A 25885-nucleotide genomic window follows, 5' to 3' on the forward strand; every position below is an offset into this window, starting at 1 on the left:
CGGCTTGTCGGAGGTGATTGCCCCCAGGGAACTTCCAGCAGCCCTCGCATTCTTCCCGCCGGCCTCGCCGCCGGCGCGCACCCGCCACGCAGGGCGTGCCCGTGTCCATGGTGCGGACACGGGCACGCCCCGGGCGCGTTCTGCTCTCCTGGCTGTCGATCCCTCCTCTCACCCCGTCAGCCGGGGCTCGGGCCTCAGTTGTTGACGTTGATGGTGAAGGTGGACGTGGTGTTCTCGATGTCCACCGCGTTGTCGCTCTCGGTCAGTCCGTTGATCGTCACCGATCCGTCGGCCGGCCCCTGGCCCGCCTCCGGTTGCGGGTTGGCCCACAGACCGAAGCCGGACTTCGCGTCGTAGGTGTCACCGCTCTTGTGCGCGCCGGTCACCGACAGGTCGGTGATGGTGGTGTCGGTGATCGGGTTGAGTGGCGTGCTGCCGTTCCACTTGGTCTGGAACATCACGCCGGAGTAGGTCGGGTCGCTGATGTCGATGTCGCTGAGCCGCAGGCCCTGCAACGTGAACTCCGCCGAGTAGATCCACAGTGCCGGGAAGGTCTGCGCGCCCCAGAAGTGGCCGCCGTCCCTGGCCAGCGTGATGTTGGAGAGGTTCGTCTGCGGCGAGGACTCGAAGCCCAGGGCGGGGATGCCGCCGAAGGCCAGCGAACCGATCGTCACACCCGGGTAGGTGAGGCTGTCGGCGATGTAGAGGTTGCTGAAGGTGTTGCCGCCACCGCCGTAGACCGCCAGGCCCGCGGCCCGCCACACCGTCTGCACGCTGAGGTTGGAGAAGGTGTTGCCGGTCTCCTGCTCGTTGTGGTTGTCGATGGCCGGGAACAGCGCGAAGCTGTCGTCGCCGGTGGACCGCGCCTCGTCGTTGCTGACCGTATTGCCGGTGGAGCCGTTGGTCAGGTTGATGCCGTCCGCGAAGGTGTCACGGATGCGCAGGTTGGTGAAGTGCGAGTCGTCGACGTTCGTCGCCCACACCCCGCAGATCATGTGCTCGACCCACAGGTTGTCGATGGTCAGGTCGGAGACCCCGTTGAGGTCGAAGACCTTGCCGGGGCCGTCGATCCGGCTGGTGTAGTTGCCGAAGAAGGCGAACCCGGTGAAGGACGAGCCGTCCGCGGTGCTCTGCACCGTGAAGCCGCCGTCGGTGTTCGACTGGGTCTGCGGCGTGGTGAACTGCGTGAACCACGGGCCCGCGCCGATCACCTTGACCGCCCGGCCGTAGACGTTGAACTTGCTGGACACCTGGTAGGTGCCGGCGGGCAGGTAGACACCGAGCTTGGTGGTGTCCTGCCGCGCGGTGTCCAGCGCGTTCTGCACGTCCTGCTGGGTGAAGCCGGCCGGCACGACGTACTTCGTCGCGTCGGGGTTCGGCGTCGCGGTGACCTGCTCCAGGTCGATGTAGTCGATGTTGTAGTAGGCCGCGGTGTTCGCCGCGTCCTTCTGCAACCTGATGGTGTGACCGGCCGGCACGGTGGTGCCGAGCATCAGGTTCGCCTCGTCGTAGATGTGCCGCGGGCCGCCGGAGCCGGGCGACTTGGTGGGGCTCGACTCGTCGCCGTACAGCCACTCGTACTTCGAGCTCAGGCTGATCGTCTTCAGCAGGGTCCCGTCGACGTAGACGTCCAGCGTGGTGGAGTCGGTGCCGTCGGGGATGTTGAAGCGGGTGACCAGCGTGTTGGTGTCCGCGCGGGTGGTCCACTGCACGTACTGGCCGTTGCCGGCCAGGTGCACGGCCTGCCGGCCGGACGCCTCGCCGGCGGGGTCGCCGATGGTGCGGTTCGGCCCGAGGACCGTCGCGCCGCCGCCCACCGAGCCGTCCTCCGCCTCGTAGGCGTCATACGGCATGTTGGCGCCGCGGCCCACGAAGAAGGACTGGTTGTCGGTGTTGTTGGCCTGCTTGATCGACACCTCGTTGGCGTCGACCGCGACGACCGTCTTCACCGTGTACTTGCCGTTGACGGCCGTCCAACTCCCCACGTTCACCGGGGCGGTGGTGGCGCCTACGGCGATCGCGCCGCTGTAGGAGCCGGTGAGGGTCTTCACCACGTTGCCGCTGGCCGTGTCGATCACCGACACCGTGACGGCGTGCGCGCCGGAGGCCGAGGCCACTGTGCCCTGGTTCTTGATCGCCACCGTGAAGTTGGTGTTCTGGCCCGCCGACGGGTTGCCCGGCGACCAAGCGGTCACCGGCACCAGGTCGGAGCTGTCGACCGGCTTGACCACCAGCGGACTCGGCGCGGTGTAGGTGTTGTTGGTCTTGTTCTGCTCGATCACCAGGTTGGCCTCGTCGACCTTCGCGGTGAGCTGGTAGCTGCCGGAGTTCTCGGCGCCGATGTTCGCCGTGGCGGTGGTGCTGCCGCCGGCCGCCAGGGCACCGACACTCGCGGTGCCGACCTTGGTGGTGCCCAGGTAGAAGTTGACGTTGGTCGCCGGGGAGGCGTTGGTGCCGATGTTCTGCACCGTGGCGCTCAGCGTGATCGGGTCGGTCTCCACCGGGGCGGCCGGAGACGCGGTCAGCGCGCTCACCGTCAGGTCCGGGTTGGGCCCGGGCACCCCGATGACCTGGACCTCGGCCGCCTGGCCGCCGCCCGCGCCGGAGTTGTTGCTGAAGGTCAGCCGCACGTCGGCGACCCGCGCGGTGACCGGGATGGTCACACTGTTGCCGGTGGCCGGGTCGAAGCTGTACTGCTTGGCCGCCGAGATCTGGCTGAAGTCGGTCGCGGACTGCTCGCGGCCGTCGACCTCGATGGTCTGGGTGCGCGCGCCCCAGGCGGAGGACGGGTTGAGCTTCACCACGACCTGGCTGGTGTCCACGTTCGCACCGAGCTTGATCGTCAGCGAGCTGGTGCCGGTGCCCTCCCAGTAGGTGGTCACGTCGTCGTCGTCGGCGTTCGTGGCGACGAAGTTCTGCACCGTGGAGGAGGCCGTGATCGGCTTGCCGACGGCCTGGTTGGTGCCGCCGGTGGGCGGTGACGTGCCGTTGCGGGTCACCGTGTTGCTGTTCGCCGACTCGTTGCCGGCCGCGTCCACGGCCCGCACGAAGTAGGTGACGGTGGCGGTGTCCGGCTGGCTGTCGGTGTAGCTGAGGGTGTCGCCCGCGGTGGTGGCGGCCTTGGTGCCGTTGCGGAACACCTCGTAGCCGGTGACGGCGACGTTGTCGCTCGCCGCGCTCCAGGTCAGCTTGATCTGGCCGGAAGCCGGCAACGTGTAGGCCAGGTTGGTCGGCGCCGACGGCGGCTGGGTGTCACCCGAGGTGCCGGTGCGCGTCACGCTGTTGCTGGCCGCGGACTGGTTGCCGGCCGCGTCGTGCGCCTTGACGGTGTACGTCACGGTGGCGGTGTCGGGCTGGCTGTCGGTGTACGTCAGCACGTTGCCGGCCACCGAGCTGCGCAGGGTGCCGTTGGCGTAGATGTCGTACCCGGTGACACCGACGTTGTCGGTGGAAGCGCTCCAGGTCAGCTTGACCTGGCCGGAAGCCGGCTGCGTGTAGGCGAGGTCGGCCGGCGCGGAGGGCGCCTGGGTGTCGCCGGTGGTCGGCCCGTACACCTCGAACTCGGAGATCTGGCCCGCGGCCCAGCCGGTGTTGCCGGTGACGTTCAGCCGGACGTAGCGGGTCGTGGTCGAGTTGAAGGTGATCGTCACCGTGTTGCCGCTGGCCGGGTCGAAGGTGTACCCGGCCGAGGCGACGATGTCGGAGAAGGTGTTGCCGTCCGTGCTGCCCTGCACCGCGAGCGTCTCGGTGCGGGCGGCCCATGAGGTGGCCGGGGGCAGCTTCAGCACGACCTTGTTCACCGGGACCGCGCTGCCGAGGTCCACCCGGAGCCACTGCGGGAAGGCGTTGTTGGCGCTCTCCCAGTAGGTGTTCGCGTCGCCGTCGACGGCGTTGCCGGACGGGTAGACGTCGTTGTGGCTCGACTCGGCGGTCGGGCGGCCCGCGGCGAGGTTGTCCGTGGAGGCTGCCGCGGCCACCGCGGTCAACTCCGAGAGCTGCGCGGTCTTTCCGGCCGTGTTCGCCGAGACCTCGGCCCGCACGTAACGGGCCTTCTGCGCCGGGAAGGACACCTTGACGGTGTTGGCCTTGCCCGGGTCGAAGGTGTACTTCGCGGAGCTGACCAGGGTCTCGAAGCTGACCCCGTCCTCGCTGCCCTGCAGCGACATGGTCTCGCTGCGCTTGCTCCAGGAGGCGGGCACCTTGAGCTGGATCTGGTCGACGACCTTGTCCTTGCCGAGGTCGATCTGGGCCCACTGCGGAAGAGTCTTGCCCGAACTCTCCCAGTACGTGCCCTGGTTGCCGTCGTTCAGGTGGGCGGCGGTATTGCTCCCGTCGGTACTGCTGGCCGCGGCGGACTTGCCCGCCACCGCGTTCGATCCCCCCGCGGCGGTGGCGGGGATGGCCTGCAAGCCCAACAGGAGCAGGCCGGCCGCGGTCACCCCCGCCACCAGCCGTGGAATGGAGCGCTTGGGTCTCATGGCGTCCCTCTGTGTCGTGGTCCGGATGGAGGAGACTCACTGACTGCACAATCCGAAACATGCGGATCGAGCCATTGAAGTTGCACTGTGCCCATGCAGATCAATCGGCGATCTGCGAATATTTTGCGTACGTGCTGGCAGAGTGTTACAGACGCGCTACGGCGCCGTCTATCCTTGTGACAGCAACGATTCCCGCGCGGCCAACGGAAGTTGAACCCTCGGCGCGGACCCGCTCCCGCGACCGCCCCCACCGGCCCACCAACGTCCAGCTTCCAGTCCAGGCCGCCCCGAGCGGAAGCGCGGCATGGATACGAAGCCGTGCACCCACCAGGCGGGGCGCGCCGAGGGGACGGACGGCGGCGCCGAGCACGCCCGCGAGAAGGGGGCCGGGGGTGCGCCCCTCAGCCGTCGGTACCGATCAGCCGTCCGAACCCGTCAGACGTCGTCACCGATCGGACGTCGGAGCCGATCAGCCATCAGAACAGCTCAGTCGTCGGAGCCGAACTGCCTGCGGAACACGGCCTTCACCGGAGCCGACGCGCGCTGCACCGCGCTCTTCCCGCTGATCCGGCGCCGCATCATCGCCAGCCGGGGGTGCCGCTCGCTCATCTCGGTGGACTGCCGGTCCAGCTCCTCCACCAGCCGCTCGGAGCGCTTCTCCACGGCGAGTTCGTCCAGGATGCGGTCCACCTCCGCGAGCAGCGCCCCGTGCAGCTGCCACTGCCGCGGATGCGACTGCACCCCGGCCAGCAGCAGGTCCGCCACCCGGTCGCGGACCCGCGCGGCATCGAGGAGCGCCTCCGCGAGGCGCTCCTCGGCGGTCTGCGCGTTCGCCGAGACCTGAGTGGTGATCAGCACCGCGAAGCTCTCGATGGCGCCCGCCACATGGTCGAAGAGCTGCTCCAGCTCCCGGCCGATCTCCTCGGGGAAGAGCGGTTCGCCGGTGCGTTCCTTGGCGAGGTCGGTGAGCGTGCGCGAGAGCACCCGCAGCACCACCGCGCAGATCTCCAGGGTGTCCAGGCCGGTACGCAGCACCACCCGGGACAGCAGCCCCTCGCGCACCCGGGGGTTGAACCGCAGGCTGTCCTCGGCCTGCCGCAGCGACGCGTCCACCTCGGTGATGTCGTGGTCGACCCCGCGTGCCTCGTGCAGCCGGGCCGCGGCGCGTTCGACCGGCAGGTGCCCGGCCACCTGCCCGCCGATGTCGCGGAAGAGCCGGCCCATCCGGTGGGCCATCTCCTCGATCGACCCGCCCGCGGACTGCACCCACACCGGCGGGGCGAAGAGCAGGTTGAACAGCAGGCCGACCGCGGCGCCGATCAGCGTCTCGTAGATCCGGTCCCACGCGGCGCTGCCCACCTTGGTGACGCCGAGCACCAGCATCGCGGAGATCGCCACCTCCGCCTCGAACTCGCCCACCCGCACCACCCGCCCGACCAGCAGCGCGGTGAGGATGATCAGGCCGAGGCTCCACCAGCGCAGCCCGACCAGCGAGCTGAAGGCGATCGCGATGACCACACCGATCACGACCGCGTTGACCCGCCTGATCCCCGTCATGAACGTGGAGTAGAGGGTCACCTGGACCACCAGCAGCGCGGTGAGCGGCGCGGTCAGCGGGACCGGCTGCGGCAGCAGCCAGACCGCGGCGAGGTAGGAGATGACGGCCGCGGCCGTGGACCGGACGATCTGGTTGGCCACCGGCTCCGCGGTCCAGCGGACCAGCTTGACCATCGGTTCTGGTACGTCGGGCATCCCGTGCCCTTTCCCGCTCTCGGCGATCTCACTACTCCCGAGTCAGCCTAGGGTCGATCTTTACCAGGGCACGTCATGGCGCGCGGGCGGCACCGGCGCCCGCAGCCGCCCCGGGCACGCCATGACGGTCGGGCACCCGCCCGCGTCAAGGTCTTGGACACATCAACGCCCCACGGCACCAATCTCGTTCACTTTCTTGACGGGTCAGCAACAGCGCCGTAATCATCACAGCATTCAGAGAGCGCTCTCTCGCCCGCGACATCCAGGAGAAGGTCGTGACTGGCAACCCCCCACATCTGCCCGGCCCCACCCCCAGACGTTTTTCCCACTCCCTCATCTTCGCGTGTGTCGCGGCCCTGGTCGCCGCGTTCGCGCTGGTGATCACCCAGACCCCGGCACGCGCGGCGAGCACGCTGCTGTCGCAGGGGAAGGCGGCCACGGCCTCCTCGACCGAGAACGCCGGCACCCCGGCCTCGGCCGCGGTGGACGGCGACAACGGCACCCGCTGGTCCAGCGCCGCGGCCGACCCGCAGTGGCTCCAGGTCGACCTCGGCACCACCTCGACGCTCGACTCGGTCACCCTCAACTGGGAGACCGCGTACGCGACGGCGTACCAGATCCAGACCTCCACCGACGGCACCACCTGGACGAGCGTCCACTCGACCACGACCGGCAAGGGCGGCACGGAGACCGTTTCCGTAAACGGTTCCGGGCGCTATGTCCGGCTGTATACGACGCAGCGAGCCACCCAGTACGGCGTGTCGCTGTGGGAGTTCCAGGTGTACGGCAGCGCGGGCAGCACCAACGCCGCGTGCTCCACCACCAACGCGGCGCTGCACAAGACCGCCACCGCCTCCTCGACGGAGAACGCCGGCACGCCGGCCTCGGCCGCGGTGGACGGCGACAACGGCACCCGCTGGTCCAGCGCCGCGGCCGACCCGCAGTGGCTCCAGGTCGACCTCGGGTCGTCCCAGCCGATCTGCGGGGTGCAGCTGAACTGGGAGACGGCGTACGCGAAGGCGTACCAGATCCAGGTCTCGGCGAACGGCCAGGACTGGACGAGCGTGTACTCGACCACCACCGGCCCGGGCGCGACCGAGCTGATCACGCTGTCGGGCACCGGCCGCTACGTGCGGATGTACGGCACCCAGCGGGCCACGCAGTACGGCTACTCGCTGTGGGAGTTCCAGGTGTTCACCGGCGGCAGCGGCGACACCGGCGGCACCACCGGCGGCGGTGACGGCGGCGACGGGGGCACCACTCCCCCGCCCGGCGACGCGACACTGCTGTCGTACGGCAAGCCGGCCACCGCCTCCTCGTACCAGGACGACGCGAACTGCGGCGGCTGCACCCCGGCGAAGGCGTTCGACCACGACCCGGCCACCCGCTGGGCGACCAGTGACACCACCGGCTGGGTGGACCCCGGCTGGATACAGGTGGACCTGGGCGCGACCGCGCACATCACCCAGGTGGTCCTGCAGTGGGACCCGGCGTACGCGACGTCGTACCAGATCCAGACCTCCGCCGACGGCACCAACTGGACGAGCGTCTACTCGACCACCAGCGGCAAGGGGTTCAAGGAGACCCTGAACGTCGACGGCACCGGCCGCTACGTGCGGATGTACGGCACCGCGCGCAGCAACGGCTACGGCTACTCGCTGTACGACTTCGACGTGTACGGCACCGGCGGCGACCCGACACCGCCGCCGGCCGCGCCGCCGAACCCGGGCAACCCCGAGAAGGTCGTCTTCGACGACGAGTTCAACGGCGCGGCGGGCAGCGAGCCGGACTCCTCGAAGTGGAGCCAGGACCCCGGCAACGGGCAGAACGGCGAGCTGGAGACGTACACCGACGGCGACAACACCAAGATGGACGGCAACGGCAACCTGGTGATCGAGGCGGACAAGACCTCGACCGGGTACACCTCGGGCCGGATCAACACCTCGGACCACTTCAACTTCACCTACGGGCACGTGGAGGCCCGGATCAAGGTGAGCGGCACGCAGGGCCTGTGGCCGGCGTTCTGGTTGCTGGGCTCGAACTTCAAGACCGGCACGCCGTGGCCGCAGTGCGGTGAGATCGACATCATGGAGCACGTCGGCAGCGTGCCGGACGCGGTGTACTCCACGCTGCACGCGCCCGCCTACAACGGCGGCAACGGCGACGGCTCGCCGTACACCGTGGCCGGCAGCGACTTCTCCACCGACTTCCACACCTACGCGCTGGACTGGGACTCCGGCCACATGACGTTCTCGGTGGACGGCAACGCCTTCTTCACCGTGGACAAGGCCAACCTGGAGCAGACCAGGGGCCCGTGGATCTACGACCACCCGTTCTACATCATCCTCAACAACGCGGTGGGCGGTGACTGGCCCGGTGCCCCGGACGCCACCTCCGTCTTCCCGCAGAAGATGCTGGTCGACTACGTGCGCGTCTCGCAGTAGCGGCAGCCGGCACCGCACCTCCGCCCGGGAGATGTGGGTTCGGTGTTGCTGATGTGACGACTCGGTGGGCTCCTCCCCTGGAGCCCGCCGAGCTCGCATGTGATCGCCCAACCCCCTTGTCCCGGGACTTGGTTCAGGCCAATAGTGGAGGACCACATTCCTACCGACGGGTACGCCGGTGGTGCGGCCGCACCGCCCGCGCCCCCCATCCCGCAGGAGGAGTACGTGCTCTCTCGACGATCCTTCGTCAAGGCGGTCGGCACCACCGGCCTCGCCGCGGCGGCGAGTTCAGCGGCGGGCTTCGCCGTCCTCGCGCCCCGCGCGTCCGCCGCCGGCGTCTCGCTGCCGGTCTCGCTCGCGAACACCTCGGGCAGCGACACCGTGTACGCCTACATCAGCGGCGCCGACGACTCCGGCTGGCCGGGCTTCGTCACCGCCGACGGCGCCTTCAACCGGCTGCCCAACCCCTCGTCGCCGGTCACCCCCATCCCCGACTACGCGATCCAGCTGGGCGGTTCGGGCTCGGCCGCGACCACGGTCACGCTCCAGGAGTACGTGATCAGCGGGCGGGTCTGGTTCTCGATCGGCGACCGCATCCAGTTCTTCGTCAACCCGGGCGCCGTACCGGGCCTGGTCCAGCCCGGGTTCACCAGTTCCGACCCCAACTGGCAGGCCCAGTGGACGTTCGCCGAGTTCACCTACAACAGCGCCAACCTCTACGCCAACATCAGCTACGTGGACATGGTGGCCCTGCCGATCGCGATGGCCACCACCGGCGCCAGCGGCAACCAGTCGGTGAGCCCGCTGCCGGACGGCGCGCTCGCCTCCATCATCTCCGGGTTGCAGGCCCAGCACGCCTCCGACGGCGCCCCCTGGGACCAGCTCGTCGCCACCAACTCCGCCGGCGCGCCGCTGCGGGTGCTCGCCCCGGCCCACTCCCCGACCGACTTCGGCGGCTACTGGGACCCCTATCTCGACGCGGTCTGGAGCCACTACGCCTCGACCCCGCTGACCGTCAACGCCCAGGGCAGCTCGGGCACTTACTCCGGCACGGTGTCCGGCGACGCGTTCGTCTTCGGCGGCCTGAACGACGACGGGGTGCCGTTCACCCGGCCCAGCGCCGTGGACATCTTCGGCTGCGCCAGCGGGCCGCTGTACAACTCCGGCTCGGACGCCCGCGGCGCGGTCGCGGCCCGCCTGGCCGCCGCCCTCAACCGCAGTTCGCTGCTGGTCGCCGGCGGCGACAACCAGCCCGACGGCGTCACCCCGTCGGCGTACTACCAGGACCCGGTGACCAACCACTACGCCCGGCTGGTCCACCAGTACGCCTCGATCGGCTACGCCTTCCCGTACGACGACGTCGGCCCGACCGGCGCGGCCCCGGTCGACGGCCACCTCCAGGACCCCGCGCCGACGTCCTGGACCCTGACGCTGGGGAACCCGGGCGGCGCGTAGCGGCTCCGCCGGACATCTCGCCGGAAGGCGCCCCGCCCGCCCGGCGGTCGGGGCGCCTTTCCGCCGGATGGCCCAGATGCCGCGGGGCGCACGCGGGCGCGGCGCGGGACGCGCTCCCGTGCGGCCCGCCGCGGCCCGCGCGGCGTCCCGCGGCCCCGCGGGCGCCGCGCCGACCTGCGACGTGAGCCGGCGCGCGCGGTGAGCGGCGGGAGGGGGTACGCCCACCTCTCCGGCCCCGCGGGCGCCACGTGTGGCGCGAGAATACAGCGGCCGCCACGTAACGTGACCAGCAGCGGCGGAACGGCCCCGGTGCCGGACGCCGGGCGCGGCGGTTCCGAGGAAGCTGAGGCGGGTGTGGCGATGAGCGGTCCCGGACACGGCGGCGACGTCGCACCGGCCGGTGCCACCGACGCGCTGCGGCTGGCGGTGCTGGACGCCGCGGAAGGGCTGGGCGAGGCGGACGTCCTGCGGCTCGCGGTGCAGCAGTGCGTCGCGGCGCTGGGCGGGCTCGGCGGCTTGGCGCACCTGGCAGGACGCGAGCACGACACGCTGCGCCTGGCGGCGGCCGGCGGCGTACCCGACCCGGTGGCGCGCGCCTGGGAGCGGGTCGACGACCACCGGCTGGCGCCCGTACGCGCGATGGACCGGCGGCAGGTGCAGTGGTCGCCGCGCTGGCCCGACGACCCGCACCACGCCGCCCCGGGGCACCCCGGTACCGCGCGGGCCGAGCCCGGCGGGTCGGAGGCAGGCGGGTCCGAGGCAGGCGGGCGGAGGCCGGACGGTGTGCCGCCCGGGCTGCGCGCGTGCGGGCTGCTGTCCGCGCCGATCCTGGTGGACGGCTCCCCCGTGGGTGTGCTGTCGGTGCTCGCCGAGCGGGAGCCCGCCCCCGACCGCAGGCGGTTCCTCGCCGAGGTGGCGGCGCTGGTGGGCGTGCGGCTGCCGGTCGCCCGGCGGTGGCGCAGCGGCACCACGCCGTGGTGGCAGGAACCGCAGGGCGTCGGCGGGCAGGTGATGCGGCAGATCAGCGTCGGGACGTGGAGCTGGGATCTGGACACCGGCCTGCTCGACATCGACGAAGTCACCGAGGGACTGGTGGAGTTGGCCGGCCTCGACCCGGACACCTGGGACCACCGGATCGAGAGCTGGATGGAACGCATCCACCCCGACGACCGGCCGGGGGTGCAGGAGGCGATCGAGGAGTCGCTGACGTACGGCCGGCCGTACGCGGTGGAGCACCGCGTCCTGGACGACGCGGGACGGGTCAACTGGCTGGAGCTGCGGGCCGCGATCGAGCACGACGACAGCGGCCGCCCGGTGCGGATGGTCGGCACCGTGTGGAACATCACCGCGCGCCGCAGCCAGTTGGAGTGGCTCGCCGGGCTGCTGGAGTTGAACCCGGAGCCGATCTTCGTGGTGGCCGCCGACAACCGGGTGCAGTGGGCGAACCGGGCCGCACGCCAACTCGGCGGCGGCGGAGACGTCACCGGCCGCACCCCGTGGGAGACCGAACCGCTGCTGCGCGAGCGCGGGCTGCCCGAACTCCTCGACCGGGCCAGGGCCGCGCCCGGTTCCTCGGCCACGCTGGAGGTGGACGTCGAGCGCCCGGCTCCGCGCGGCACGACGTCCTACCTGGTCAAGGCGGTGGAGATCGGCGGCTTCATGTCGATCCAGATGTCCGACACGACCGAGCGGCGGCGCGCGGAGCAGGCCGCCGCCGAACGCGGCCGGCAGGTCGCGGACCTCAACGCGGCGCTGGTCCGCGCGCTCAACACCCAGGACGTGGTCGCGGCGGTCGTGCAGCACGTGCTGCCGCTGGTGCACGCCGACGGCCTGGTGGTCCACGACCTGACCGGGGCCGTGCCCCGGCTGATCGGCGACATCGGCTTCTCCCCCGCCCTGGTCGAGGAGTTGCACGCCCTGCAGTTGCGGCAGTCCGCGCGGCAGCAGCCCACGGAGGGCGCGGAGACCGGAACGGAGGCGGGCGCGGAGACGGGCGCCGCGGCGGAGGCGGGGGCCGAAGGGGAGGCCGGCGCAGGGGCGGAGCACGCGGGGTACTGGGGAGGCGCGCAGGGCGCGGACGACCTGGGCCTGGGGGGCGCGGTGGGCGCGGAGGGCGTCACCGACCAGCCCCGGTTCATCTCCCGAGCCGACCGCTTCACCAGGGCGACCACCGACCGCGAGGAGCGCCCCGGCACAGCGTCGTGGCTGCTCAACAGGTTGGCCGAGCTGGACGGTGTCGGCGCGTGGGCGGTGCTGCCGCTGGCCGTCGGTGACCGCCGGGTCGGGTCGTGCGTCATCGGCTGGAGCGCGCCGCGCCACTTCACCGAGGACGACAAGACCCTGCTGGGCACCGTCGGCGTCATCATCGCCCAGGCGCTCGGCAACGCCCGGCTCTACGAGAGCGCGCGGCACCGCGCCGAACGCCTCCAGCAGGAGTTGCTGCCCGGCCGGCTGCCCGACACCGTCGGCCTGCGCGCGGTCGCCCGCTACCGCACCGCCGACGGCCAGGAACTCGGCGGCGACTGGTACGACACCATCGCGCTGTCGGGCGGGCGGACGCTGGCGGTGATCGGCGACGTGATGGGCCACGGCCTGGAACAGGCGATCGCGATGGGCATCATCCGGCACGCGGCGCTGACCGTCGCCGCCCTGGACATGCCGGTGGACGAGATCATGGCGCACCTCAACGACGTGGTGGTCCGGCTGGCCCCGCGCGTCGACGACCCGGTGGTGTGCGCGACCTGCCTGCTCGCGCTGTACGACCCGACCTCCGGCGCGTGCAGCATCGCCAGCGCCGGCCACGCCCCGCCGATCGCCCTGGAGCCCGGCGGGACCGCGCACCGTCTGACCATCCCCAGCGGGCCGCCGCTGGGCATGGCCCAGGTGCCCGCGCAGGTCACCGAGACGGTCTTCGCCGAGGGCACCGTCCTGGTGCTGTACACCGACGGGCTGCTCGGCTCGCAGGCGCCGGACGCCGGGCGGCTGACCGACGCCGTCGCCCGGTACGCCGGCACCGCGCCGGTGCCGGTCGGCGGCGAGCGCGCCGAGCACTGGCTGGCCACGATGTGCGACGCGGTGGTGGCGCAGCTGCCGCCGGACCCGTGCCGCCAGGACGACGCGGTGCTGCTGGCCCTGAGCACCGGCCGGGTGCCCGCGGACCGGATGGCCGCCTGGGACCTGCCGTGGGCGCCGGAGTCCGCGGGCCGGGCCCGGGACCTGACCGCCGCGGAACTGGCCGCATGGCACCTGGACGACCTCGCCGACACAGCCACCCTCATCGTCAGCGAGCTGATCGGCAACACCGTGCGGCACGCCGTCGGGCTGGTCCCCGACACCGAGGAGGCGGCGGACGGCGACTCCGACGAGGACGCCGACCTGGGAGACCTCGGCGACCTCAGCGACCTCGGGCTCGACAGCGGCCTGAACCTGAAGATCGGGCTCGGCCTGGACGACGGCCCTGACGCCCAGGCCGCCGACGCCGGCTTCGTACGGCTGCGGCTGCTGCGGATCGAGCACGCGCTGATCTGCGAGGTGTACGACGGGTCGCAGGCCACGCCGCGGGTGCGGCACCCGCTGCTGGACGACGAGTTCGGCCGCGGGCTCCAGCTCGTGGCGATGATGGCCGGGCAGTGGGGCACCCGCTACACCGAGAGCGGGAAGTGCATCTGGGCCAGCCTGGACGCCCCGTCCCCGCCGGACGACGACCCGCCGGGCGCGACGGCCGACGCGGACGGCGGCACGGGCGCGGCGGCGGGCGCGGGGCACGCGGGGCGGCGGACCGCGGGGCAACCCGCCGCTGGCTGACGGGAGTTGCTCCGTTCGGCGCCTGCCGGGAAGGTGCTACGACGCCAGCGTGGTCATGATCGCGCGGGCCGCGGCGGCGAGCGACGCGGTGAGGCGGTCGAGGTCGGGCAGGTCGGGCGGCTCGGTGTCGGGGCCGGTGCCGTAGGCGGTGGTCGTCGACTCCAGCCGGAGCGTGATCACCGCGCCGCCGCTGAGGACTTCGAGTATGCGGGTGGGGTTGTCGAAGCTGAGGAGGTACGCCTTGTCGCCGAGGCGGGGCACGGCGCGGGTGCGGGTGGTGACCCGCAGGTTCGACGGGTCCACCGCCCGCTCCGCCTCGAACTCCGCCGCCGGGTCGGAATAGCGGTGCAGGGAGACGTCGACCTGGACGGTGTACGAGGTCTTCGTGCCCTGGGTGGGGGTGCCTTGGGCGACGAAGCCGCACTGGGCGCGGTCCAGCCGCGCGGTGTGCTCGAAGACCGCGGGCCACACCCCGCTGTCGGTCGACTCGACGGCCGTGCCGAACGCGTCGAAGGCGTAGGCCGTGCAGGGGTTCTGCGCTATCCGGTAGCCGTGCATGTCCGGTCCGCGGTGGCGCTGCGGCAGCACGCCCGCGTAGGCGAGGGCCGCACCGGCCAGCGAGGCGACGAGCACGCCGCCGAGGGCGCCCCGCAGCCACCCCGGCAGCTTTCCGAGCGGGCTGGGTCGCGGCGGCAGGCCCGCCATCACCTCGGGCCGCGGGCCCGGCAGCAGGCCCCGCCGGCCGCTCCCCTCGCCCCAACCGCCGTCACCTCGGGGGCCGTTGAGTGCGGGGCGTCCGTCGTCGGAGTGGGGCCCGTAGGCGCTGCCGCCGTCGCCTTCTTCGGCCTCCCAGGACTCCTCGGGTTCGGTGATCATCGGATCTCCCCCACGTCAGCGTGCGAACACTGTACGGTCGGGCCGCCGAAACGTCACTGCACTTCTCCGCCGGCCCCGGGGGCGGTCCGGGGCCGAGGGAGACGGGCGGGAGCAAGCGGGGAAACCGGTGGCGGGCCCGGGAAGGCCGGGGCGGGAGGCTTGTCAGACCTCCAGGTCGTTCTCGATCCGCTTGAGCTGGTGCCGGGCCATCGCCAGGTTCGCCCGCTGCTTGTCCAGGGCGAGGTAGAGGAACAGCCCGCTCTTGCCGCGCCCGGTGAGCAGGCGGATCAGGTGGTACTGCGTGCCGAGGGTGATGAGGATGTCCTCGATCTCGTCCTTGAGGCCGAGCAGTTCCATGGTGCGGGCCTTGGCGCGGACCACGTCGGTGTTGCCCGCGGCGGCCACGGTGAGGTCGAGGTCCTTCCCGCCGCCGATCGTGCCCAGGGCCATGCCGCTGGTGTAGTCGACGAGGGCGACGCCGATGACGCCCTCGATCGAGGTCATCGCGTCCTTGAGGGCGGTTTCGGTGTTGGCCATGGCGTGGCTGCTTCCTTTCACGGGTGCCGGCGTGCCCGGCGGTCGGGTGGTGGTGCGGGGGGTTCTGGCGTGGGCGCTGCGCGCCCGCGGCGGACGTTCGGTCATCAGTTCAGGCGTCCTCCCTGTCGTCGGCGGCGCCGTCGAGCAGGTGCGCGAGGTAGGCGCTGGACCGGCGGGCCTCCATATGGAGCCGGCCCACGTTGATCCGCGGTCCGGCCAGGACGGTCAGTACGCAGGCCGGTCCCGCGGCGTACAGCGCGACATAGCCGTGCTCGCCCCGTACCAGCAGCTCGCGGAAGGAGTGGCCGCCGGCCGCGTCCGACAGCCGCAGCCCGATGCCGAATCCGGCGGAGCTGAGCGCCGCGAGTGTCTCGGCGGGCGTGTCGGGGGCCTCGTGGGCGATCAGCAGCCCGTCCACGGTGCACGCGAGCACGCCGGTCGCATCGGGCAGCCGGGCCAGCAACCGGCCCAGCTCGTCGCGTACTTCGGCTTCGTGCGCCATGAGTCTCCTTCGTCCGGCCCGTTCGGCCCGCTGCCGCAGGGCGCGCCTCACAGGTGCTCCAAGGCGTCGCGGAGCCGGCGCAGCAGCGCCGCGTCCGCGTCGTGGGCGATGTCCCTGAACCAGGCGGGCGCGGGCACCGGTGCCCGGCCGGCGTTCGGCGGGGGCACCGCGACCCGCCCACTCGCGGCCAGGCGCCGTACGTGCACCAGCGCGTGGAAGGCGGGCCGGCCGAGCAGGGCCGCGATCGCGGACGGGGTGCGCACCCCGTCCGCGAGGTCGAGGACGGCCCGCTCGTGGCGGGTGGCGGGCGGCAGCCGAGGGTCGTGCCGGGGCTGTACGGGTGCCGCGTCGAGCTGGGGGCACGGCCACAGCGTGTCCAGGAACCGGCGCCGCCTGCGGGACTCCCGCTCCACCTCGCTCAGCGGCACCGGGCGCACCGGCCCGAACCAGTGCGCGGCGCCGTGCCGGAACCGGGTCGGGCCGCCGGTGGGCGCCAGCACGAAGAAGGCGGCGTCGAAGAGCGTGCCGAGTTCGCTGATCTCCAACTCCCCCTCGGACAACCGGTGGTGGTCAAGCAGCCAGCGGGCGGTCCGGCCCTCGGCGCCGCCCTGGCGCACCGCCTCCTGCCATGCCTCGGCGGACAGCCGGCCGCCGACCGTCAGCAGCACCTCGATCCCGGGCGCGGCCGGGCTCTCGGCGTGCACCACCGCACCGTCGAGGAGGTAGAGGGTGCCGGTGTCGCGCAGCAGCGCCCCTGTCGCGCGCTGCTCGGCGAGGCGCACCAGCATCGGGGAGAGCGGTGTGGCGGGCGCGGGCGGGTCGGGGGTGGGTGCGGGCCGGTCGGGGACCGGGGCGAGGGCGGCCGGGGGCGCACCGGGTACGGCGGGGGTGTCGGGGGCGGGTGCGGCCGTCATGCGAGCACCAGCCGCTGGGCGAGGTCGCGTATCCGGATCAGCGCGAGCGCGAGGTTGGCGTGCGACTTGTCCAGCCACAGGTGCAGGAACACCCCGCCCTCGTACGGGGCTTCGACGAAGCGCAGCAGGTGGTAGCCGGTGCGGGTGACCACCACGACGTCCTCGACCAGCGGGCCCTTCTCCCCCGCCGCGCCCGCCTCGGCGACGGCCTGCGGGCAGGCGAACACCGGGTGCTCGGCGGCGGCCCGCGCGAAGTCGGCGGTCTGCGCGGCCATCGCCTCATGGTCGCCGTCCGGCGCCTCCCCGACCTTGCCGAGCGCGAGTCCGCTGATCCACTCCACCAGCGCGGCGCCCCTCGCCCCCGGCAGCGTCATCGCCTCGAGCAGGCACTCGTCGATCCCGGACACACGACTCCCCTCGGTGCAGGGTCCGTTGGGCCACCGCCGACTGGGCGGTGACGAGCAAGTTACGCACCGTGCCACCCGGTTCGGGGAGTTCTGGCATTTTCCACTGGTACGTGCGGGGCGCTGTTCTAAGATGCCCCTCCGCACACCGTCGCCGGCCGCCGGTTCAGTCCCGTGTCGTGGCGAACTCCCAGATCACCGGCAGGAATTGCTCGGGCGTCTCCATTTGGGGCATGTGGCCGGTGCCGGGCAGCGACACGAACTGCGCGCCCGGGACGGCCTGCGCGAAGGCCCGCCCGTAGCCGGTGTCCACCACCCGGTCGCTTTCGCCCCACAGCACCACCGTCGGATGCGCGACCTTCGCCAGGCGCTCGCGCAGCGTCGGGTCCCCCATGTCCGCGCCCGCGTACGTCCGGAGCGCGGCACTGTTGCCGGCAGCGACCGCGCGCTGCTCGTCGGACAGCGCGGAGGGGTCGAAGCGGAACTTCGAGGGGTCGTGGAAGGAGAGCCGGGAGAGCTCGACGGGTGTCAGCCCGTGGGTGTCCGCGACGGGGTGGCCCGGCACGCGGATGCCGACGCCGTTGACGATGGCGACCCCGGAGACGCGGTCGCTGCCGAGCAGGGCGAGTTCGGCGGCGATCCAGCCGCCGACGGAGTTGCCGACCACGATGACGTCGTGGACGTCGAGCGCGTCGAGCAGCGCCGCGTAGACCTCGGCGATACCCGCCGGATCGCTCAGCCAGTCGGGCCGGGCGGTGCCGCCGAAGCCGGGGTGGACGGGGGTGATCACCCGGGCCGGCCGCTCGTCGGCGAGCCGGCGGGCGAACGGCGCGACGGTCTGCGGGCCGCCACCGCCGTGCAGCATCAGGAAGGTCCGGCTCCGGTCCTGGTCCTGGTCCTGGTCCTGGTCCTGGTCCTGGTCATCGTTGGTGACGGTGAGATCGAGGGTGCCGCCGCTCACGGTGAGGGCGAGCGTGCGGGTGGTGGTGCTGGTCATCGGGTTGCTCCTCGGGCGGATGCGGGCGGTGCGAGTCGGGGCGGGTCAGGGCCGGGTGGGACGCGGGCCGGTCGGCGGCGGGGGCCGGTCGGCGACGCGGGCCGACGGCCGGAACGGCCCGAGCTCAGGCGAAGTCGTCGGCCGGCACGGTGGCGTAGCGGCTCATGGTGCGGATGGTCGCCTGCCGGTTCAGCTCCTGGCCGGCGGCGATCATGTCGCGCAGGTCGCGGAAGTACCGCACGTACAGGTCGGGCGTGAAGGTGTTGAGGATGACGGCGGGTTCGTCGCCGTGGTTGGCGAAGGTGTGCGGGGCGCCGGGCGGGACCATCGCGAGCGACCCGGCCGGTGCGACGTGGACGGTGTCGCCGACGGTGAAGTGCACGGTGCCGGAGACGACGTAGAAGCCCTCGTCGTGCTCGGCGTGCCGGTGCTGCGGCGGGCCCTCGGTGTGCGGGGCGATGGTGATCTCACCGATGCCGAGCCGGTGCCCGGTGGTGGCGCCGTCCTCAAGGATGCGCATCCGGGTCCCGCCCAGCGCGATCACCTCGCCGCCGTCGGGGCCGATCACGGAGACCTCGGTCATGGCTGCCAGCTCCTTCACTCATTCGCAAGAATTCGCTCTCACAAAGGTAGGACGCTCCCTCTCATCGTGCAAGTCAACTCTCATGAAGAGAGTCGAGTGCTACGATGAAGGCTGATCGACAGGAAGGGACGGGACGATGACCGCACAGGCCGCCACCGGGCGCAGCAACCAGAAGAAGCGCACCCGCGCGGCGATCATCGCCGCCGCGCGCGACCTCGTCGGGTCCGGCCGCGAGGTGACGATGCCGGAGATCGCCCGCTCCGCGCTGGTCTCCGAGGCCACCGCCTACCGGTACTTCCCCGACCTCGCCTCGCTGATCGGCGAGGCGCTGGCCGGCGCGTGGCCGGAGCCCGCCGACGCGCTGTCGCCGGTCGCCGGGTCGGCCGATCCGGTCGAACGCGTCGCGTTCGCCTGCGAGTTCCTGCTGCGCGGCACCCTCGCCCGCCAGGGCGCGGTACGGGCCATGATCGCGGCCACCATCACCCGCCCCGAGGCGGCGAGCGCCCGGCCGGGCATCCGGTTCGGGCTGATCGAGCACGCCCTCGAACCCGTCCGCGAGGCGTTCCTGGCGGCCGACCCCGAACGGCTCGCCCAGCTCGAACGCGACCTCGCGGTGGCCGTCAGCGCGGAGGCGCTCTTCTGCCTCACCGACCTGTGCGGGCTCGCCCCCGACGTGGCGATCGCCAGCGCGGTGCGCACCGCGTCCACCCTGACCGCTGCCGCGCTGCGCACCCTGCCGGACCGGCCCTGACGCCGGCGCGAAGACGTTCCGCCGTCCCCCGCGGCAGTACGGCCCGCACGCCGCCGCGCCCCGCTCCGTTCAGCGCCCGAACCACACCGTGGTGACGTTGCAGAACGCCCGGATGCCCTGCGCGGACAGCTCCCGGCCGTATCCGGAGCGCTTCACGCCGCCGAAGGGCAGGGCGGGGTGGGAGGCGGTCATCCCGTTGAAGAAGACACCGCCGGCTTCGAGGTCGCGGGCGAAGCGGCGCTGCTCGTCCGCGTCGCGGGTCCAGACGTTGGAACTGAGCCCGAACGGCGTGTCGTTGGCGAGCGCGACGGCCGCGTCGAGGTCGGGCACCCGGTAGAGGGTGGCGACCGGGCCGAACGCCTCCTCGCGGTGGATGCGCATCGCGTCGGTGACGCCGGCGAGCACGGTGGGCTCGTAGTACCAGCCGTCGGGCAGTGCCGCGGGGCGGCGGCCGCCGCACAGCGCCTCGGCGCCCCGGGACAGCGCGTCCTGGACCAGTTCCTCCAGGTCGGCGCGGCCCTGCTCGGTGGAGACCGGCCCGACGTCGGTGGACTCGGCGGTCGGATCGCCGACGGTCAGCCGCTCCATGGCCGTCACGAAGCGCTCGGCGAACGCGTCGTACACGTCCTCGTGCACGATGAACCGCTTGGCGGCGATACAGGACTGGCCGTTGTTCTGCACCCGGGCGGTGACGGCGGTGGACGCGGCGGCGTCGAGTTCGGCGGCGGCCGACGGCATCACCACGAACGGGTCGCTGCCGCCGAGTTCGAGCACCGTCGGCTTGATCGCGTCGCCGGCCGCCGCGGCCACCGCGCGGCCGGCGCCCTCGCTGCCGGTGAGGGTGGCGGCGGCCACCCGCGGGTCGCGCACCACATCCTCCACGGCGCCGGAGCCGATCAGCAGCGTCTGGAAGCAGCCCTCGGGGAAGCCCGCCCGGTGGAAGAGGTCGCCGAGGTAGAGCGCGGTCTGCGGGACGTTCGAGGCGTGCTTGAGCAGGCCGGTGTTGCCCGCCATCAGCGCGGGCGCGGCGAAGCGGATCACCTGCCACAGCGGGAAGTTCCACGGCATGACCGCCAGCACGACGCCGAGCGGGCGGTAGCGGACGACCGCGCGGTGCGCGCCGCTGTCGGCCACGTCGGCCGGGTCGGGGTGCTCGTCGGCCAGCAGCCCTTCGGCCCGATCGGCGTACCAGCGCATCGCCTTGGCGCACTTGGCGGCCTCCGCGCGGGCGGCGGCGAGGGTCTTGCCCATCTCCGTGGTCATGGTCCGCGCGATGGTGTCGCGCTCGCTGTCCAGCAGGTCGGCCGCGGCGCGCATCAGTGCGGCCCGGGTGGCGAAGTCGGTCTCGCGGTGCTCCCGGAACGCGCTCTCCGCCCGGGCGATCCGCTCCTCGACGGCGGCCGCGTCCATCGGCTCGAACGTCTTGAGGGTCCGGCCGGTGGCGGGGTCCACGGTGGCGATGGGCATCTGCTGCTCCTCCTCTGCCCCCCGCTGCGGTGCTGTGCCGTTGTCGTGCCCCTACCCGGGTGTCGTGCCGCTACCCGTACGGGCGCCGGGTGCCCGCGGGCCCGGAGCCATCGTCACCCGGTGCGGCCCGGTCCGCGACAGCACGGGGGCCACCGTGGTGGCATCCGGGACCGCCGCGCACTCGTGTGCTTCGAGGGACGTTCACCGATTCGTCACACCAGACACATGCTTCTCGGGCTCTACGCGCGGAGAATCAGGTGGCGCACCATGTACCGCACCCGCACGCCCGCTTCCGATGACGGTTCCCCCATGCACCGCCCCCACCTGGAGGTTGACGGATGCCCGCTTTCCGAGTCCCTGGCACCACCGGCTCGCCCCGCAGATCCCGTACCGCCGACGCCGACCGGGCGCCGCGGCTGCCGCGTGTCCCGCTGGTCCCCCGCAGCCGCGTGCTGGTCGGCGCGATCGCCGCGCTGGGCGCGGTGGCCGCGCTCGGCGGTCTGGGGCTGTCCGGCGGCAGCGCGCAGGCCGCGGCCGACCCGCGAACCGGGGCCGCCCCGGCCGCCACCGCGACCCACCGCGTGCTGTTCGACAACACGAAGGCCGAGACGGCCGGCAACGCCGACTGGATCATCAGCACCAGCCAGCCCGACCCGCTGGGCGAGAACGCCTCGCCGAGCAAGGAGACCGACTGGACCGGCGCGCTGTCGTCGTGGGGCGTGGCCCTGCAGAAGGCCGGCGGCTACCAGTTGGCGACGCTGCCGTCTGGCAAGACCATCACCTACGGCGACTCCTCCAACCCGCAGGACCTGAGCAACTTCGACGAGTTCGTGCTCGACGAGCCCAACACCCAGTTGAGCGCCGCCGAGAAGACCGCGGTGATGACGTTCGTCAAGAACGGCGGCGGTCTGTTCCTGATCTCCGACCACAACGGCAGCGACCGCAACAACGACGGCTACGACTCGCCGAAGGTGATCAACGACCTGCTGACCAACAACGGGGTGGACAACTCCGACCCGTTCGGCTTCTCCGTGGACCTGCTCGACATCAGCACCGACACCCCCAAGGCGATCAGCGACAGTTCCGACCCGGTGCTGCACGGCCCGTTCGGCACCGTGACCGGCAGCATCATCGCGGACGGCACCACCTTCACGCTCAAGCCGGCCGACAACTCGGCCGTCAAGGGCCTGCTGTACCGCACGGGTTACTCCGGCAACACCGGCGCGTTCTTCGTCACCAGCACCTTCGGCAGCGGCCGGGTGGCGATCTGGGGTGACAGCTCGCCGGTCGACGACGGCACCGGCCAGTCGGGCAACACCCTGTACGACGGCTGGAACGACACGCGCGGCACCGACGCGGCCCTCGCGCTCAACGCCACCGCGTGGCTGGCCGGCGACGGCAGCGGCGGCACCACCGGAGGCACCAGCTCCGGCACGTCGTCCGGCACCTCCTCCGGTACGTCCTCGGGCACGTCGTCCGGCTCCACCACCGGCTCCACCACGGGCGGTTCGGGCGGCTGCACCTCCGCGCAACTGCTCGCCAACCCGGGCTTCGAGTCGGGCAACACGGGCTGGACGGCGAGCAGCAAGGTGATCACGAACGCCACCGCGGAGGCCGCGCACACCGGCTCGTACAAGGCGTGGCTGGACGGCTACGGCACCGCCACCAACGACACGTTGTCACAGAGCGTGTCCATCCCGTCCGGCTGCTCCGCCTCCTTGAGCTACTGGCTGCACATCGACACCGCGGAGACCGGCACGACGGCGTACGACACGCTGACCGCGCAGGTGCTCAACTCCTCGGGCACGGTGCTGTCCACGCTGGCGACGTACTCCAACACGAACGCGGCGGCCGGCTACACGCAGCGCAGTTTCGACCTGAGCGCGTACGCGGGTCAGACGGTGACGGTGAAGTTCACCGGCGTGGAGGGGTCGAAGCTCCAGACCTCGTTCGTCATCGACGACACGGCGCTGAACGTGAGTTGAGCACGGGTCAGGCGGTGGGGTCGGTGTCGGCGACCCCGCCGCCGCCCCCGCCGCCCTCCTCCTCGGCCCTCTCGTCCCCTTCCCCGTCCTCGCCGTCCTCGGGGCCGAACTCGCACCACACGGCCTTCCCGTCGCCGCGCGGTTCGACGCCCCAGTTGTCGGCGAGCGCGTCGATCATCAGCAGGCCGCGGCCGGAGGTGGCGGCCTCGCCGGGGGTACGGCGGCGCGGCCAGACGCTGGAGCGGTCCTGCACGGACAGCCGGACCCGGCGGACCGGTTCCGGCAGCACTTCGAGGGTGAGGACGGCGCCGCCCTCCGTGTGCAGCAGGACGTTGACGAGCAGTTCGCCGGCGGCCAGCTCGATGTCGTCGGACAGGTCGTCCAACTCCCAGGCGGTGAGGGCCTGGCGCAGCGCGAGCCGGGCGTCGGCCAGCCCCTCGGGGTCAGCCTGGTGGACGTACTGGTGGATGCGGGGCGCGCGGGTGGTGCCGGGGTCCGGGGAGCGGCGCAGGATGAGCAGCGCGACGTCGTCGTTGGAACCCCAGCGCTGCCAGAGGTTGTCGGCGAGGTGGTCGGCCAACTCCTCGGCGCGCTGCGGGCCGTGGTGGACGGCCTCGGCGAGCGCCTCCATGCCGATGGTGATGTCCGCGTCGCGCTCCTCGACCAGGCCGTCGGTGCAGAACACCAGGGTCTCGCCGGGGACCAGGTCGAGCCGGGTCTCGGGGAACTCCTGGAGGTCGAACGAGGTGGCCAGGCCGAGCGGGAGGCCGCCGCGGACGTTCGGCCAGCCGGTACGCCCGTCGGTGTGCCGGATCAGCGGGCCGAGATGGCCGGCCCTCGCGGTCCACAACGTGCCGGTGGTGAGGTCGAGTTGGGCGTATCCGCAGGTGGCGAAGCGCTCGGTGTCGAGTTCGGCGAGGAAGCGGGAGGCCCGGGCCAGCACGGTGGACGGCGGGTGTCCCTCGGCGGCGTAGGCGCGCAGGGCGATCCGCAACTGGCCCATCACGGCGGCCGCGTGGGTGTCGTGCCCCTGGACGTCGCCGACCACCAGGCCGACCCGGCTCTGCGGCAGCGCCACGACGTCGTACCAGTCGCCGCCGACCTCGCGGCCGCTGGAGGCGGCGTGGTAGCGCACCGCGATCTCGGCGCCGTCGAAGCGCGGGACATGCCGGGGCAGCATCGTGGCCTGCAGTCCGGTGGCGAACTCGCGTTCCTGGTCGAAGAGGATGGCGCGCTGCAGGGACTGGGCGAGGATGCCGGCCAGTGCCGCGCACAGCTCGCGGTCCTCGCGGCTGAACCGGGTGCGGCCGCGGTAGAAGAGGGCGAGCCCGCCGATGGAGTGGGACTGGGCGATCAGCGGGAGGAAGGCGCAGGCGTCCATCCCGATCTTCTCGACGAACGGGCGCACCAGCGGGAAGCGGGCCTCCAGTTCGTCGTTGTCGGCGAAGAACTGGGGCTGCTGGGTCAGTACGGTGTCGGCGAGCGGCAGCGACTCGATCAACCGGACCGGCTCGAACGAGGGCACCCCGCGCATGAGTTCGCCGGCCGTGGCGACGAACCTCATGTTGCTGCCCTCCACGAGCGAGAGGGTCAGCCCGTCCGCGCGGAACCGCTCGACGCCCCCGACGCCGGTCAGCACGGCGGTGACGTCGTCGATGGTGACGGCGTGCGAGAGCGCCTCGGTGATACGGCCGACGATCGAGGAGAAGCTGTGGCGCGGCGGCACCTCACCGTCGGCGGGGGCGGGGGCGGCGGCGGGCGGGGCCTGGGTGAGGTCGTCGGTGGCGTCCCTGACGATGCCGACGACGCGGTGCGCGTAGCCGTGCTCGTCGCGCAGGATCGTGCCCTGGGTGTGGGTCCACTGCTTGACGCCGTCCCGGCGGGTGATCTGGAAGTAGCCGCCGTAGCTGCGCCGGCCGGACTGCATGGCGCGGCGCAGCTCGCGGTCGATCCGGTCGCCCTCCTCGTGGGTGACGCGCAGCACCAACGCGTCTGGGCTGCGGTTGAACTCCTCGGGCCGCAGGTCGAACACGCGCAGCCCCGCCTCGTCGAGGTCGAAGACGCCCTGGTCGAGATCCCAGTCGAAGCTGCCCATGCCGTTCATGGCGAGCCGCTCCTCCGGGCCGATCGCCGGGGAGACGGGACGGCCGGAGACGGAGGGGCCCACGCGGGGGTCGTAGCGGCCGCGGGCCAGGCGCTTGCGAGCTGTCATCCGACTGCTCCGGGGTCGGGCCGGGGACCGGGGACCACGTACGCGCGACGCATCACCAGGGCGGCTTCGTCACTTTCGGGGATGTATATCGCTTTTGCCGGAATGATGGTCATCATGGCTATTATCACCCGATGACGGATGCGACGTGCGGGGGCGGCCGTGCGGGCGGTCCGAGGGAGGGGGCGAGGACGGCGGCGAGCCGGCGGTGGGGCCGAGGGGCGCGGTGAGGGTCGGGGTGAGGACGCGCAGCGCGACCAGGCCGGGGCGGGCGGGCCACGGGACGGGCGCCTCGACGCCGGGAAAGCGCTCCACCAGCGCGTCGAAGACCCGGTAGGCGCTGGCCTCGTCCCGGGCGGTGATCACGACATGGGCGAGGCCGTCGGCGCCGCCGAGGCGCTGCGCGGGGACTCTACGGTCCATGGGCACGGGTTCGGCTCCCTTCCTCGGGATGCGGTTGCCCGGAGGGACATGGCGGATGGGGACACGGTTGCCGATCTTCACCGGGTTCACCCGCACGGGCCGAGGGCGGCATGCCCGCGGGGGCATCGGGTAAGCGACAGGGCGTCGATCGCGGGGCGCGTTCGCGTCCCGTGCCGTACCGACCTGGGAGGTCACGATGACCGAGCCATTCCCGACGCCGACGCCGCCGCGCCCCGGCGGCCCCTCGCCGGGTCCGGACCCGACGCCGGGACCCGGACCCGGACCCAGCCCCGTACCGAACCCC

The 25885-nt window shown here is 72.4% G+C and carries 17 protein-coding genes; 5 read left to right on the forward strand and 12 right to left on the reverse strand.

Annotated features, from left to right (window positions below; genetic code table 11):
* Positions 1-194: 194 nt before the first annotated feature.
* Both OG370_RS05750 and OG370_RS05755 read right to left on the reverse strand, forming a co-directional pair.
* Complete coding sequence (locus tag OG370_RS05750) at positions 195-4478, reverse strand: discoidin domain-containing protein (RefSeq protein WP_328461260.1); 4284 nt, start codon at positions 4476-4478, stop codon at positions 195-197.
* Between the two features lie 486 nt (positions 4479-4964).
* Positions 4965-6230, reverse strand: coding sequence for an FUSC family protein (locus OG370_RS05755; protein ID WP_328461262.1), 1266 nt, complete (start codon positions 6228-6230; stop codon positions 4965-4967).
* A gap of 335 nt (positions 6231-6565) precedes the next feature.
* Here OG370_RS05755 and OG370_RS05760 point away from each other — a divergent pair, with 335 nt between their 5' ends.
* From OG370_RS05760 to OG370_RS05770, 3 genes are all read left to right on the forward strand, one after another.
* The gene (locus tag OG370_RS05760) at positions 6566-8674 is read left to right on the forward strand and encodes a discoidin domain-containing protein (RefSeq protein WP_328473826.1); all 2109 of its coding nucleotides are present in this window, start codon (positions 6566-6568) and stop codon (positions 8672-8674) included.
* A gap of 225 nt (positions 8675-8899) precedes the next feature.
* Positions 8900-10129: a beta-1,3-glucanase family protein gene (locus OG370_RS05765; RefSeq protein WP_328461264.1), complete on the forward strand. Its 1230-nt coding sequence runs from the start codon at positions 8900-8902 to the stop codon at positions 10127-10129.
* 360 nt (positions 10130-10489) lie between these two features.
* Entirely contained in the window at positions 10490-13933 is a 3444-nt protein-coding gene (locus OG370_RS05770) for a SpoIIE family protein phosphatase (protein WP_328461266.1), read from the forward strand.
* Positions 13934-13969: 36 nt separating this feature from the next.
* Here the strand turns inward: OG370_RS05770 and OG370_RS05775 are convergent, their stop codons facing one another.
* The 7 genes from OG370_RS05775 to OG370_RS05805 all read right to left on the reverse strand — a co-directional run bounded on the left by OG370_RS05775 (position 13970) and on the right by OG370_RS05805 (position 18746).
* Positions 13970-14809, reverse strand: a complete 840-nt coding sequence (locus OG370_RS05775; protein ID WP_328461268.1) for a hypothetical protein — start codon at positions 14807-14809, stop codon at positions 13970-13972.
* A 162-nt stretch (positions 14810-14971) separates the two neighbouring features.
* Positions 14972-15346, reverse strand: a complete 375-nt coding sequence (locus OG370_RS05780; protein WP_328461270.1) for a hypothetical protein — start codon at positions 15344-15346, stop codon at positions 14972-14974.
* Positions 15347-15455: 109 nt separating this feature from the next.
* Positions 15456-15848, reverse strand: a complete 393-nt coding sequence (locus OG370_RS05785) for a roadblock/LC7 domain-containing protein (RefSeq protein WP_328461272.1) — start codon at positions 15846-15848, stop codon at positions 15456-15458.
* Positions 15849-15895: 47 nt separating this feature from the next.
* A complete protein-coding gene (locus OG370_RS05790) occupies positions 15896-16636 on the reverse strand; it encodes a transcriptional regulator (RefSeq protein ID WP_328473828.1) in 741 nt (246 codons plus the stop codon).
* Between the two features lie 122 nt (positions 16637-16758).
* Positions 16759-17169, reverse strand: a complete 411-nt coding sequence (locus OG370_RS05795) for a hypothetical protein (protein WP_328461274.1) — start codon at positions 17167-17169, stop codon at positions 16759-16761.
* Positions 17170-17332: 163 nt separating this feature from the next.
* Positions 17333-18163 carry an alpha/beta fold hydrolase gene (locus OG370_RS05800; RefSeq protein ID WP_328461276.1) on the reverse strand — a complete coding sequence of 277 codons (831 nt, stop codon included), beginning with the start codon at positions 18161-18163 and terminating at the stop codon, positions 17333-17335.
* 124 nt (positions 18164-18287) lie between these two features.
* Positions 18288-18746 (reverse strand): cupin domain-containing protein, encoded by a 459-nt coding sequence (locus OG370_RS05805; protein ID WP_328461278.1) that lies wholly within the window; start codon positions 18744-18746, stop codon positions 18288-18290.
* Between the two features lie 136 nt (positions 18747-18882).
* Here OG370_RS05805 and OG370_RS05810 point away from each other — a divergent pair, with 136 nt between their 5' ends.
* Positions 18883-19497 (forward strand): TetR/AcrR family transcriptional regulator, encoded by a 615-nt coding sequence (locus OG370_RS05810; RefSeq protein WP_328461280.1) that lies wholly within the window; start codon positions 18883-18885, stop codon positions 19495-19497.
* Between the two features lie 69 nt (positions 19498-19566).
* Here the strand turns inward: OG370_RS05810 and OG370_RS05815 are convergent, their stop codons facing one another.
* Positions 19567-20964: an NADP-dependent succinic semialdehyde dehydrogenase gene (locus tag OG370_RS05815; RefSeq protein ID WP_328461282.1), complete on the reverse strand. Its 1398-nt coding sequence runs from the start codon at positions 20962-20964 to the stop codon at positions 19567-19569.
* Positions 20965-21302: 338 nt separating this feature from the next.
* Here OG370_RS05815 and OG370_RS05820 point away from each other — a divergent pair, with 338 nt between their 5' ends.
* Positions 21303-22949: a hydrolase gene (locus OG370_RS05820; RefSeq protein ID WP_328461284.1), complete on the forward strand. Its 1647-nt coding sequence runs from the start codon at positions 21303-21305 to the stop codon at positions 22947-22949.
* A 7-nt stretch (positions 22950-22956) separates the two neighbouring features.
* Here the strand turns inward: OG370_RS05820 and OG370_RS05825 are convergent, their stop codons facing one another.
* Together OG370_RS05825 and OG370_RS05830 are read right to left on the reverse strand one after the other, a co-directional pair.
* Positions 22957-25161: a SpoIIE family protein phosphatase gene (locus OG370_RS05825; RefSeq protein ID WP_443060619.1), complete on the reverse strand. Its 2205-nt coding sequence runs from the start codon at positions 25159-25161 to the stop codon at positions 22957-22959.
* A 69-nt stretch (positions 25162-25230) separates the two neighbouring features.
* Positions 25231-25581, reverse strand: a complete 351-nt coding sequence (locus OG370_RS05830; RefSeq protein ID WP_328461286.1) for a hypothetical protein — start codon at positions 25579-25581, stop codon at positions 25231-25233.
* Between the last annotated feature and the right edge of the window lie 304 nt (positions 25582-25885).

It is taken from the genome of Streptomyces sp. NBC_00448 (assembly GCF_036014115.1).
In the GTDB taxonomy this organism is placed as follows: domain Bacteria; phylum Actinomycetota; class Actinomycetes; order Streptomycetales; family Streptomycetaceae; genus Actinacidiphila.